This is a genomic window from Leptospira ognonensis (assembly GCF_004770745.1).
Taxonomy (GTDB): Bacteria; Spirochaetota; Leptospiria; order Leptospirales; family Leptospiraceae; genus Leptospira_A; species Leptospira_A ognonensis.
The window spans coordinates 260327-272865 of record NZ_RQGD01000035.1 but is presented as its reverse complement, the minus strand read 5'-3'; the positions used below and the strand labels follow the sequence as shown (position 1 = coordinate 272865).

The window sequence follows — 12539 nt, the reverse complement described above, 5'->3', positions numbered from 1 at the left end:
TTGCTCCATATTACTTTTCCTTATTTGAGCGATCGATGGCCACATGAACTAAATAATAAATAAATAGAAATACGATTACAAGACCGAAGCCTACATACTTCGAGATATCTGCTTTTACTTGAGCTGCATACACGTCTTTGCCTGCGTTCAATGCCAGCTGACCCATCTTCTCAGCGTTCATCTTGTCTAAATATTCTGGTAAATTCATGTAACAAAAAGAAATGAACACGATAAGTAAAAACCAAGGGGTGATATATTTTAAAATAAATTGAATGATATAAGGAAAAGGGATGATAGATCCTTCTGTCGCATGTTCTGCACCTTTTTTAATACCAATTTTGAAATAAAATACAAAAATTTGAATCGTTGCTAGAACATATATCATGATAGTTCCGATATAAAAATCTGCTATATCAAGTGCAGCAAAATCTCTGTTAAAGTATACGATAGGTAGACAAAGCGTAAATGTAAACAGAAATAAGAAAAGCGATGATTTTCGCTTCCCTAGTTTAAATCCTTCTTCTAAAAATAAAATTCCTGGTTGAAGCATCGTAATGGAGGAGGTGATGGCAGCCAAAAAGAGGACAAAATACCAAAGAGCTCCGAAAATATTTCCGCCTGGCATCATGCTAAATACTGCAGGCAATGCGATAAATCCCATTCCAAAAGTTCCAAAGGATGTAACTGTCGCTCCAAGAAATAGAAAAGCGACCGGTATTGTAATCAGCCCACCAAACACAACTTCTGCGAATTCATTGAGCGACGCAGATGATAAACTAGATAATACTACATCATCCTTTCTTTTTAAAAAACTAGAAAATACCAGTGCTATTCCGAATCCGGTTGAAAGTGAGAAAAAAATTTGGCCGGCAGCGCTGATCCATACCTTTGGCTCTTTTAAAGCCGACCAATCGGGATTCCACATGATGGCAAGTCCCGATTCGATTCCGGGAATTGTAAGAACGCGTATCAATACGATCGTTGAACAGATTCCCATGAGAGGCATGGCTAATTTTGCAAATGCTTCAAGTCCGCGAGATAAACCACGGTAGACGAGTAGAAAATTAAAGAGAAAACACATAAGAAAAAAAATAATAATAGGACTTTGAAAAGAAGCACCATTTTCATTAGCACCCGTTAAATTCAAAAAAAAGGACGAGGATGTGGAAATGACTTCCCTTTGATCCGGGATATTTCCCGCACCAAGTGTCGGTTTTCCAAGCGCGCCTGTGGCAAAATAATAAACATAAGCAAGGCACCAGGATTCAATGAAAATATAATAAACATAGATCATGACAGGCACCATGACGCCTATGGTTCCGGTAATTTTGAGTGAATACCCTTTTAGATATTCTTTGAAGATGAATGGAAGGCTATGACCATGGTGACCACCCATTCTGCCCATTGTCCATTCAGCTAAACAGACAGGAATGCCTAGAAGTACGAAGCTAATGATGTAAGGTACCATAAAGGCACCGCCACCGTTTTGAGCCGCTTGCCCAGGGAAACGTAAAAAATTTCCAAGTCCTATGGCTCCACTCGCGACAGCGAGTATCAAACCAATGCGCGTTGCCCATCCATCATGTGATGTTTTCATTCCATGACTATCTGAAGAGAGGGAGAGTATGTGACAAAGTATTTTTAAGGGTTAAGAAGGAAAAAGCAAGGCAGTGTATTTGCCTTGCTCGTTTGAAATGAAATTATTTTGAACTAAGAAATAGTTCTTTTTTACTCATTTTTAAGGCTTTGGAAGCTAAAGTTTTAAATTGTTCTGGAGGTTCGAGAAGTCCTAGCTCCACTTTAGAAAGGAAGGGAGTCGAAACTTTCAATTTCTTTGCAAAGTCATATTGTTTGATTCCCAATTCTCTTCTCACGGCCCAGAGCTTATTCTTCAGACCCGTTGAAAACTCAGGGTAAATTTCTTCGACTGCACTCTCATTGAACAAACGGTCCACAGAAGTCTTTAGATATTTAGCACAAGCAACTTTAAACTTCTCTGTCGGGTCTTGAGCACCTGTTTCAATTTTCGATAAGTAGCTTGGAGATACGCTAAGTGCCCTTGCCATGTCGTACTGCTTTACGCCTCTTTTCTTTCTAAGCATGTATATATGATTATTCATTTGCGCCTCTATAAGTCAAGATATCGAAAATAGGTCTAGATTCAACAAAAAAACTTGGTTACGCTTTATGTTAAAGCGTAACTTCCTTTAGTCGACTAGGATCAATTTTTAGATTATAAGAAGATTTTAATCCAGAAATTTTTTGCTCTATGAATGTATTTCTCTGAGTTCCTTCCAATTCTGTTTTAATTCGCTCTCGCACTTGACCATAAGATTGCGGAATTCGATTATTAGGATTTTTAGGATCTTCGGAAGAGTAGGCATAAAGTTTACCCGCTTCGTAAGTGTCCTTCATTTGTTGCTCTGTTACATTAACAGGGACTGCTTTAATTTCATCCTGAAGCGCTTTCAAAGCAAGAGAAACCCGCATTTTATCTAACTGCATTCTAAACGCTGTATTTGATTCTAATTTTTGTACGACAGTGAGATTTTTAGCAATCTTGCCTTGTAAGATAGTTGATTGAAAAAGATTGATCATATCGAATATCTTTGCTTTTTCATCCTTGTATTCCTGTTTTAAAGTTGCAGGAACCAGTGTAAAATCTACTTCCAAATCTTTCCAAGTGTAAGTTGACTTATCTTTGTTCGTGAATAGAACTAAGTCAGCGGTGTATTCCTTCGGATTCACTTGTTCTGGACCGTAGACAGGCTTCATTGGATTAACAACGATCCCACTTTCTTCTTTCAAACGGTTTAGTTCATTTTGGTACAGACCTTGTTCGAACTGTTTCAACATTTGACCGGCGAATTGTTTTCCCTTTTCTTCACTACTGCCTTCCGCATAATAGGCAATCGCATTTTTACTTTGCTCGTCTGTATGTGTGATTCCGTATTCTTTTGCTTCGGAGCCGAATTTATTAAATACTTCAGTATAATATTTTGCAACCCTTGAAGGATTTACTTTTTCCGTATTTGTAATGCGCACTATGTATATCATACGCGGATCTTTACTGAATTTTACGAATTTTCCAGCCTTGTCTTTTTTTGCTTCTTCTATGATGTCTTCTAACGGATTAGAACTGCAGTTCACACAAAAAGGTTCAAGCTTGCCTGCAATCGGTTTTCGACCAACGTCGTCAGTATTTTCTGAGATTAAAGTATTGATTTCAGACCTAGAGGCATTTGATAACTTTGCGAGTAACTCATCAGCCTTCTTTTCGTTAGATGCACCGTCCTCGCCTCGAATAATGGCAATTTGTAAATCTACAAATTCGAGTGGTTTCTGTTTCATCGCCTTCTTCATATATTCTCGAAGGTAAATATTTAACTTTAAAAAATCGGAAACTAGATTTTCAATTTTCACCAAATCATTCGGATCAACTTTTTTTGATTGGATACTATCTTTTAAAAGTATTTTTTCAAGAGCAACGCCTTCTATGATTTTTACCTGAACATCTGGTGCTATCGTCTGTGGTTCGCCATTGCCTCGCTTGGATGCTTCAATGACAAAATTGAGCTCTCCACGAGAAACAGTTCCACCGTCAAAGGTAGCAAGAATTTCTGAGTCACCAGAACAATTGTTCGATGAAAAAAATCCAATGGTTAAAGCGATACTAACGTATGCTAATTTCTTACGATTCATTTTTTTTCCTTAATTTTTAATGTGAGGGATTCAATATTTGCGAATTTGTTTATCTGTTTTTTTCTTTTCCAGAGCGGGAGGTTCACTCACAGAGGGATCCATGATTTGCGTGACACTCATATCTTTAGCTTCAGATTTTTGAGGGGAAACATGGGATACAGAAACACGTAGGATATCAGATTTTTGGTCTTCTAATTTAGCCATTTCTGAAATGAAACTTTCCCGCAGGATCGGGGAGTATTCTCTATCCTCAGCAATACGATCTGCCATTTTTTTTAGTTCGGCAGAATCTCTCTCGATTTCTTCCAGTTTCTTGAAGAGATGAGCAACTTTAGCTTTCAAATCTATCTCCTTCCAAAAGTTTTTATTTACTTGCCATTGAGCGCAAGAATGAAAAATGAAAACGACAAAAAATTATGAGTTTAGACGACCTCGTCGTAGCCACTGAAAAAATAGATACAGTCTATGTGACCAAATTGCAAGGAAATCTGAATAATTTCACTGCCCAAAGGTGCATAAACTCGATTGTATCCTCGTTAAAACATGGTTCCGTCATCCTCGATCTGGAAGAGTTAACCATGGTAACGACACAAGGGATCCAAGCATTTCGCACTTTAAGCGAAGAGGCATTCTTACAAAAACATAAAATTATTTTGATCAATCTCCCTGTCTCCGTGCGGCAAGCTTTCCAGATGGCGGGGATCAAAAATCTGTTTCCAATTGCGACAAATGAAGAGGGGGCTTTTAAGATGGCCTCAAGGGGAGTCCGGTAATCCTTATGGAAAATCAGTATGGGTTTAATTTTTTAAGAAAGGTATGGCATATCTTAGGTCTCATCATTCCCATCAGCCTGTATTTTGATTTATTTTCTGGATATCTTGGCCTTCTCCATGCAACCCGGGCCATCATTGTCTCTTACCTGGGGTTCTTTTTGCTCCTATTGCTTGTTGTGGAAGCTTTCAGACTCAATTTTACTCCTTTTGAAAATTTCTTTTTTCGTTATTTCGGTTTTCTTATGAAAGAATCGGAAAGGAAACGATTCAATGGAACCGTCCCTTACTTTCTTGCCAATTTCATTGTTGTTCTTTTCTTTTCACCAGAAATTGCTGTTCTCTCGATTCTCTTTCTGGTCGTTGGAGATCCAACCGCGGCTTACATAGGTTCCAAATATGGTAAAAATCGCTTTTATAATGGTAAATCGAGAGAGGGTATCATTGGATTTTCTCTAGCTGCTTTCCTCGTCGGTATCATTGTTTTGTATTTGATTACGATCTCTCATCCAGACAGTCTATTTAGTTTAATAAAAAACAGTTCCTTCCAATTTTATCCAATCATCATTGTTGCGTTTGGTGTCGTTTCTTCTTGCCTTACGGAATTCTTTTCAGGCACCACGGCCAAAGGCCTGATCGATGATAACCTGCTGATTCCTATTGTAGGTGCCCTAACACTTTCAGTAGGAATTGCACTGATCACAGGAGTTCCCATTGATCGGGTCATTTTTAATCCTGCAGAATTGTATTTAAAATTTTAAAATTATTACTCCCATTCAAGTTTGATCTCTCTTTGCAGGGATTTTGTATCTTTGTTGGGTAAAATGATTTCGAACTGAAGCAATAGATTTCCAAACTTTTCCAGATTGGGTTTTTGGTCCTGCTCTTTGTTATGCCTTTTTACTTCTTTTAAGATCGCACCAAGATAATGGAAGGAGGCAATTTTATCTTCTCCCATTTCATAGCCTTCCATCCTTTCTCTGATTCCATCTAAAGTTATGTATGCTACATATTCAGAATTAAATACTGCCCTTTCCTCTGGGGTAAAAGGTCGTGAAAATGTAATTACGAAGCCTGGCGTTTCCCGAGCAGTAAAATAGAGAAAATTAGAAAAATGATACCAACTCGATTTTTCCCTTGCGCTTACGGTGGGCTTTAGTTTCACAATCCCCTGTTCCGGGACTGGTTCGATACAATTTACCTCTTTATCGTAATTGTCACATAACTGAATATTTACGACAGTCAGTTCAGAAGAACTATTTGGTGCACATTGCGAAAAGAATAGTAAAAGTAAAATGGGAAGGGAAAATTTCAACTGGTAACCCTCAGTCCTTGAACTTATTGTATTCATAAGACTCCCGAAGATTACTAAAAAAATATAAGGACTCTTTGTTTTTAAAAAAGGATGGAGCCGTTTCTAAGACAGAAAATTTTCCACCATGGAAGACATAGACAATTTCTCCATATACACCCGCAAAAAGATAAATTCTATGAAAATCATCCTTGGATTGTGCAATCACCACATTATGCGAGGTAAGATAGCCAGGTATGAGGCGAAAGAGTGGGTCTACTTTTCTTAGTTGGTTTTGGATTTCTACACAATCTTTTTTGATTTGAACCAATTCTTCTCGATGAACACGTCTAAGGAAAGACAAAATACGTGTTTGACGCCCAGGAATGCTTGTTAATCTCTCGACTACATCAAGTTCCCATTTCGGTAATACATTAGATTCATATAGAGTTTTAGAAAATTTTTTTTCAGTAATAGACTTTAATTCAAAATAAGCATCATCATTCTGAAACGAGCTAATGAGAAAAAAAGAGGCACCAATCGGACGCTCTAAACTTTCACTATGAGCCGATTCATTAGCCATTGGCATTTCCAGTGATTGAAAAACCATCTAGGAGCATATAAGGTACAAAATAAGATTCACCAAGGAGTTCACCCTCTTTTGAGATCGCCTCAATTTGATGCAAGGCATCGTATACATTGCCGACGACCTGGGCCTCTTTGATGGGAATCTTTTCTCCATTTTCAATTAGGAAGCCACCCTTAATCACACCTGAAAAGTCTCCTGAAGGACCATCACTTGTTCCAGATATCCGATTGATATATAAAACCTTTTCATCCATTCGAAAAAAATCATCCTTTGCGCTTGTACCAGGAGCAATTTGCAATTGCCTTGGCCCGCATCCCGGTTGGCTTTGGGCACCTCCTGTAGCAAATCCATTGGATGCGACAAGTCCCGCTTTTTTTGCCTCATACGTGTTGTAAAAATAAGTCTCAAGGATGCCATCCTTAAGTACGGATTGTTTTTTAGTAGGCTGTCCTTCTCTATCAAAGGCTGTCGTACCCGAAAACTGATCCAATGTCGGATCTTCCCAGATTGTTAGTTTTGAGTCCGCTACCTTCACTCCTAACTTTCCTTGCATTTTACTTTTTCCTTTCCGAATGCTCGTGCCATTCAGAGACCCTATAAAGGAGCCCAAAAAAAAGGAATAAACAGCATCAGGAGGGAGTAGAATTTTTCCCTTAAAACTAGAAATCGTTCTGGCTCCAAGAGCTCCCATGCATTTATCACCAAATTGTTGAAATGCGGTTGACCATCTTTTTGAAAAAGTAGTTAAATCATTTCCACTTGCAGAATCATAATCAAAGCTTCCGATGTCATCTCCATTGATCGCCATTCCCATAACTGAGGCGGAGATACCTGCACCTAATTCGGCACCATACACGCCAGTCGAGCTCATGATCAACTTAAAGCCTTTTGAGATCGACATTTCTCCGGAATCAATGCTAACAAGAGGAAATTTCTCTCGTTTCCAGTCTAACGCTTGTTTAGCAATCCGAACGAGATCAGTAAGGCCCAGAGCATCAATACTCGCATCATACTGACTTGGACGGTTTTCAAGAGGCCTGGGTTCAGGTAACACCATATCTACATCAGGAGTTGTCTGACTACGAGCAAGACTTCTAGCTTCTAAAATTGAATCCCAGAGAGTAGGAAGGTGATTGGTTGTGATAAAACCCTGTGATCCGTTTTCTATCACCCTTATCCCGAACATATTTTCTTCTGTCGCCGTACAATTATTAAGATCACTCTTTTCAAGAGTCACATCCTCAGAGTAGCCATAACTTGAGAAAATTTCAACTTGGTCTATGCCAGCTTGTTTGGCTTTTTTGAGATAACCATCTAACAAGTCTCTTTGCGAATTGATTTTATCTTCGAGGGAGGACTTATTCATTAATTTCCACCAAGCAATACTTTTGCTCGAACATAGGGGCCACCCGCGTCTACTTTTGCCGGTTGACCTTTTCCACAGTGACCAGATCCTAAATCCCATTTGAACTCTTTTGATACCATGTCTACCGATTGTAAAACATCGAAGGCTAAGCCTGAAACGGTTACGCCTTTCAATAACGAAGTGATCTTTCCATTTTGGATGCGATATGCTTTTTGAACTGCGAACATAAATTCACCTGTAGCATCAGCTTGTCCATTTTTGGGACCATCTAAAAAATATCCGTCTTTCGTGTTTGCGATCATCTCTTCCAGACTGGAATCTCCTGGAAGCAAATATGTATTTCTCATGCGGATTAACGGGACATCAGAATATTCCCAAGCTCTTGCCGAGCCCGTTGGTTTTGTCTGAAATCTTTCCGCAGTTTCTCGGTTATGAAGGTAGGATTTCAAAATTCCATTTTCTATGATCATAGTCTTCTCAGGAATTACACCTTCATCATCCACTGGAATGGTTCCACCGGCTCCGGCATAATATTCAGATGCTCCCGAGTCGCATAACGAAACTAAATCGGAACCAACTCGTGTTCCTATCTTGCCACTCGCCACACTCCCTGCCAAAACAAAATCGGCTTCAACGGTATGCCCAATCGCCTCATGTACAAGAAGTCCTACAATGGAAGGCGATAGTATGACAGTGGATAGGCCGCCGTCAGGCAAAGTGGAAGTTAAAAGGTCGATGGCAGTCTTGCAGGCTTCTTCTGAAATTTGACTAGGATTCTTATCTCTGAATAAACAATCCCATCCGCCTGTAACGCCAATGGATTCATTTCCAGACTCTAATTTACCATTCTGGTTTGCGACAGCATTGACTCTAAATTCGGGACGTACCATGCTAAAAAAACTATCTGCACCATCTGTCGTTACGATTGCTTTTTCTTCATAAATTTCGGAATAGCCGCAACCTACAGACTGAAGGAGTGGGGAGGATTTGAGAGCCTTTTCTTGAATGGATAATACGAGTTCTAGCTTTTCTTCTACAGATTTATTTTTAAAATCAGAAATTCCCTCACCGATAAAATTTCCAATGGCAAAATTCGCCTTCGGTAAATTAGGAATTTTTTCTGAACGTAGAGAAGAGGAGATATCTGCCGCTTGCATTGCAATTTTTATCGCATTTTGTATAGAGTCTTTGGTGATCTCACTTGTAGAAGCAAAGCCCCAAGTACCCTTATGAAGCACCCTCACGCCAACACCACTTCGCTTGCGAAGTGCCGTCGATTCTATGCGACCTTTTTCAGCAAAAAAAGATCGATTCTCTTTATGGTGATAGCGAAGTTCGACGAGACCGCTTTCTTCTTGTAAACATTCTTTGAGTAGATCTCGCATAACTGATATTTCCTTTTGAATTAGTATACTTTCAATTTTTTGTCAAAAAAATCCATGATGATCTTCGGTAACCATCGTCCTTCTGGATTATCGGGACTCGGGTCAGAGATAAATCCAACATGTCCACCTTGTTCCGTTAGTACGGTCTCAATCGCAGGAAAGGCATTCCAATTGATCTCACGCCAGACATGAGAAGGGACGACAGGATCATCATTAGCATGAATGATAAGACCTGGAATTTTTATATTTGAAAGATAATAGATGCTCGAGCAGGTATGATAATATTCTAATACATTTTTATAGCCAGAAAGTGGCGCTGTAAAAAATTCATCAAAATCAAAAAAAGTTCTCGCCCGCATAACTCGCTCTATCATAGATTCAGAAATTTGATAAATTCCGGATTGTACTTTCTCTTTCATTGTATTCAGAAAGTGCGTTCTATAAAATAGTCCTGCCTTTGAATCTATAAAGTCGCAGCTACGTTTTAAGTCTAAGGGCGGTGAGGTGGCAGTAAATGCAGACGCCTTGTTCCGTCTTTTCTCTCCGAAATATTTTAATACCAAATTGGCTGAGAGTGAAAACCCGCTGACAAATATATTCAGAGTTAATTTTTTACGAATGTAATCCAAGACTTGTTCTAAATCTTCAGATTGCCCAGCATTGTAGGGAGTACGGGCCAGATTTAAGCCTTTCCCACAGTTTCTTAAATTGACTCGAATCACTCCATAGCCGCGCAAAAGTGCTTCTCGGCCCACACTCACCATATAATGCGATTCGGAACTACCTTCCATGCCATGAATGAGAACGAGATAATAACCATTCCAAGGAATGGAGTTTTTTTTGATTTGTGAGATCGGAGGATTATGCTCTAGCCATAAATGGTCACCAGTAGCGTCCTTTGTAGGAAGTAAGATTCCCTCACAATAAAAATCTTCCTCCAGTGTATTGTCTGGAGGAAAGAGGACATTATAAACGGTTTGTAAGTGTTTTCCCTCGAGAAATTTTCGAGGGATGAACGGTGTGTTAGCCAACGTCGATTTTGTCGGTGAGCTTGTCCACGATACCATATGCCAATGCCTCGTCTGCATCCATATAATAATCGCGATCCGTATCTTCTACTAACTGATCGTAAGTTTTGCCACAAGCCTCGGCTAACATACGATTTAGCTTCTCTTTGGTTTTCACAATGTCATTTGCATGTATGAGTAGATCTGTCGCTGGAGCTTGTATCTGTCCTCCGATAGAGGGTTGGTGGATCATGACACGACCATTCGGCCAAATATACCTATGTCCTTTTTCCCCGCCGATGAGAAGTATCGAGCCCATAGATGCAGCCATCCCCATACAAACTGTGTAAACAGGGGAGGAAATCATTTTCATGGTATCATAGACAACGAGACCGGAGGTTACGACACCGCCTGGGCTATTGATATAAAATGTAATCGGTTTGCCCGGATCCATCAATTCCAAGTAGAGGAGTTTGTTCACCAATTCCTTGGATGATTCATCGGTCACAGGTCCCCAAAGAAAAATTTTACGTTTTTCTAAGAATTTTTTCCCAATGTTTTTATCGCTAATGAGATCCTGAAGTGTTTCTGAAATTTCTTTTTCTGGTGCTTCTGTTTCTGGCATATTAATTCAGTCTTTTAGGTTTAGACTGAGGAGGCAAGCTTTTCAGTTTGAAATAAACTCCCAGACATAAGAAAACGCTAAAAGTGAAATAAAAGAAACGAAGTAGAAATAACGGCGGCTCTTTTACGGAAAGATTGAGTCTCAAGTCAGCAGCCTTGGGGATATGATTTGAATCCACAGTTTGTGATTTTGTTTCTACAAACTTGAGAACATGAGCATTTTCAGAGAGTAGATAGTATTTTCTGGCTTCCTTCTCTAACGCATACGCATCATTTTGGAGGCGTTTTTCCCTCTCCTCCAAAACTTGATTTTCCACGGAAAGCCTTTCCACTTCATCAGACACTTGTTTAAATTCCTTTTCCAGTAGCCTTCGTTCTGCAAGACCAGAAGTAGAAAGCACCACCGAGTAAAAGATGGCGCAGACATAAGCGATGAGTAGGGAAGCTTTCAGAGGGTTCATTTTATTTTTCTAATTGGTAAAATGTATGTTTTCCAGAAAAAACAGCTGTTTTACCCAATTCCTCTTCAATCCGAAGCAGTTCATTGTATTTTGCAATCCTGTCAGTTCTACTCAAGGAACCCGTTTTGATCTGTCCTGCATTGGTCGCAACAGCAATGTGCGAAATCGTAGCATCTTCGGTTTCTCCCGATCTATGCGAGATGACAGAAGTGTATTTTGCCTTTTTTGCCATTTCTATCGCACTTAAAGTTTCTGTAAGAGATCCGATCTGGTTTACCTTGATTAGTATAGAATTTCCGATGCCTTTTTTGATCCCTTGCGAAAGTTTTGTTATGTTGGTAACGAACAAATCATCTCCCACAAGTTGAATCTTAGATCCAAGTTTTTCAGACAGCTTTTTCCAACCCGTCCAATCATTTTCATCCAAACCATCTTCTATAGTAATGATCGGATACTTTGCTACTAAATTTGAGTAGTATTCTATCAGTTCTTCCGCTGTTTTTTCAGGTTTTTTCTCAGCCTTTAAAATGTATTTTTTCTTTTTCTCATCATAAAACTCGGATGATGCGGCATCGAGACCAATCTTAATATCGATATCAGGCTTATATCCTGCTTTTTCGATGGCTTGCAAAATGACTTCAATGGCCTCACTATTGCTCGTGAGATTTGGGGCAAAACCACCTTCATCGCCGACGGCTGTGTTGAGTCCTTTCGAATGGAGGACTGATTTTAAATGATGGAATACTTCCGCTCCCATACGTAAGGCCTCACGAAAATTAGGCGCAGAAATGGGCAGAATCATAAATTCTTGAAAATCAATATTATTGTCTGCGTGAGACCCACCATTGATGATGTTCATCATGGGCACGGGAAGCTCGCGGGCAAAAGAACCACCAATATAACGATACAAAGGTAGACCCACATGATTGGCACTTGCTTTTGCTGTTGCTAAGGAAACACCAAGAATCGCATTTGCACCTAACTTTGATTTATTCGGAGTACCATCTAAAGCGATCATGGACTGGTCAATACCAATCTGGTCTAGCGCGTTTTGACCAATGAGCGTTTTTGCGATCTTCGCATTTACATTGTCTACAGCTTTTAACACACCCTTTCCGAGATATCGTTTCTTATCCCCATCACGAAGTTCAACTGCTTCGTGTTCTCCAGTAGAAGCACCAGATGGAACGGCTGCACGTCCAAACGATCCATCTTCTAAGGTAACGTCTACCTCAACCGTTGGGTTCCCTCTCGAGTCCATAATTTCTCTGGCTTTTACTGTTTTGATATTGGCATTTTGGGACATATGTGTCTTGCGATTCTCCTCTTGTTCAATCTAGATAC

14 protein-coding genes are annotated in these 12539 nt (G+C 39.6%); 2 read left to right on the top strand and 12 right to left on the bottom strand.

Annotation, left to right across the window (positions count from 1 at the left end; genetic code table 11):
- Positions 1-10: 10 nt before the first annotated feature.
- From EHQ58_RS14300 to EHQ58_RS14285, 4 genes are all read right to left on the bottom strand, one after another.
- Positions 11-1597 carry a sodium-dependent transporter gene (locus tag EHQ58_RS14300; protein ID WP_135624571.1) on the bottom strand — a complete coding sequence of 529 codons (1587 nt, stop codon included), beginning with the start codon at positions 1595-1597 and terminating at the stop codon, positions 11-13.
- Positions 1598-1700: 103 nt separating this feature from the next.
- Positions 1701-2102 (bottom strand): helix-turn-helix domain-containing protein, encoded by a 402-nt coding sequence (locus EHQ58_RS14295; protein ID WP_135624676.1) that lies wholly within the window; start codon positions 2100-2102, stop codon positions 1701-1703.
- Between the two features lie 88 nt (positions 2103-2190).
- The gene (locus EHQ58_RS14290) at positions 2191-3702 is read right to left on the bottom strand and encodes an LIC12015 family putative lipoprotein (protein ID WP_135624570.1); all 1512 of its coding nucleotides are present in this window, start codon (positions 3700-3702) and stop codon (positions 2191-2193) included.
- A 30-nt stretch (positions 3703-3732) separates the two neighbouring features.
- A complete protein-coding gene (locus EHQ58_RS14285) occupies positions 3733-4044 on the bottom strand; it encodes a hypothetical protein (protein ID WP_135624569.1) in 312 nt (103 codons plus the stop codon).
- A gap of 74 nt (positions 4045-4118) precedes the next feature.
- Between EHQ58_RS14285 and EHQ58_RS14280 the strand changes: the two genes are divergently transcribed.
- Together EHQ58_RS14280 and EHQ58_RS14275 are read left to right on the top strand one after the other, a co-directional pair.
- Positions 4119-4475 carry an STAS domain-containing protein gene (locus tag EHQ58_RS14280; RefSeq protein WP_135624568.1) on the top strand — a complete coding sequence of 119 codons (357 nt, stop codon included), beginning with the start codon at positions 4119-4121 and terminating at the stop codon, positions 4473-4475.
- Between the two features lie 5 nt (positions 4476-4480).
- Positions 4481-5233: a diacylglycerol/polyprenol kinase family protein gene (locus EHQ58_RS14275; RefSeq protein ID WP_135624567.1), complete on the top strand. Its 753-nt coding sequence runs from the start codon at positions 4481-4483 to the stop codon at positions 5231-5233.
- 5 nt (positions 5234-5238) lie between these two features.
- Here EHQ58_RS14275 and EHQ58_RS14270 read toward each other — a convergent pair whose 3' ends face one another.
- From EHQ58_RS14270 to eno, 8 genes are read right to left on the bottom strand one after another with little or no spacing between them, the layout of a single operon-like run.
- Positions 5239-5823: a hypothetical protein gene (locus EHQ58_RS14270; RefSeq protein ID WP_135624566.1), complete on the bottom strand. Its 585-nt coding sequence runs from the start codon at positions 5821-5823 to the stop codon at positions 5239-5241.
- Positions 5798-6352: a DUF4416 family protein gene (locus tag EHQ58_RS14265; protein ID WP_210412824.1), complete on the bottom strand. Its 555-nt coding sequence runs from the start codon at positions 6350-6352 to the stop codon at positions 5798-5800. Before EHQ58_RS14265 ends, EHQ58_RS14270 begins: the two co-directional genes overlap by 26 nt.
- A complete protein-coding gene (locus EHQ58_RS14260; protein WP_135624564.1) occupies positions 6339-7718 on the bottom strand; it encodes a TldD/PmbA family protein in 1380 nt (459 codons plus the stop codon). The genes EHQ58_RS14265 and EHQ58_RS14260 overlap by 14 nt, the downstream gene beginning before the upstream one ends.
- Positions 7718-9103, bottom strand: a complete 1386-nt coding sequence (locus EHQ58_RS14255; RefSeq protein ID WP_135624563.1) for a TldD/PmbA family protein — start codon at positions 9101-9103, stop codon at positions 7718-7720. The genes EHQ58_RS14260 and EHQ58_RS14255 overlap by 1 nt, the downstream gene beginning before the upstream one ends.
- A 20-nt stretch (positions 9104-9123) precedes the next feature.
- Entirely contained in the window at positions 9124-10170 is a 1047-nt protein-coding gene (locus tag EHQ58_RS14250) for a YheT family hydrolase (protein WP_135624562.1), read from the bottom strand.
- A complete protein-coding gene (locus EHQ58_RS14245; RefSeq protein ID WP_135624561.1) occupies positions 10127-10735 on the bottom strand; it encodes a ClpP family protease in 609 nt (202 codons plus the stop codon). The genes EHQ58_RS14250 and EHQ58_RS14245 overlap by 44 nt, the downstream gene beginning before the upstream one ends.
- A 1-nt stretch (position 10736) precedes the next feature.
- Positions 10737-11195 (bottom strand): FtsB family cell division protein, encoded by a 459-nt coding sequence (locus EHQ58_RS14240; protein ID WP_135624560.1) that lies wholly within the window; start codon positions 11193-11195, stop codon positions 10737-10739.
- Position 11196: 1 nt separating this feature from the next.
- Positions 11197-12501, bottom strand: coding sequence for a phosphopyruvate hydratase (gene eno, locus EHQ58_RS14235; RefSeq protein WP_135624559.1), 1305 nt, complete (start codon positions 12499-12501; stop codon positions 11197-11199).
- Positions 12502-12539: the final 38 nt, after the last annotated feature.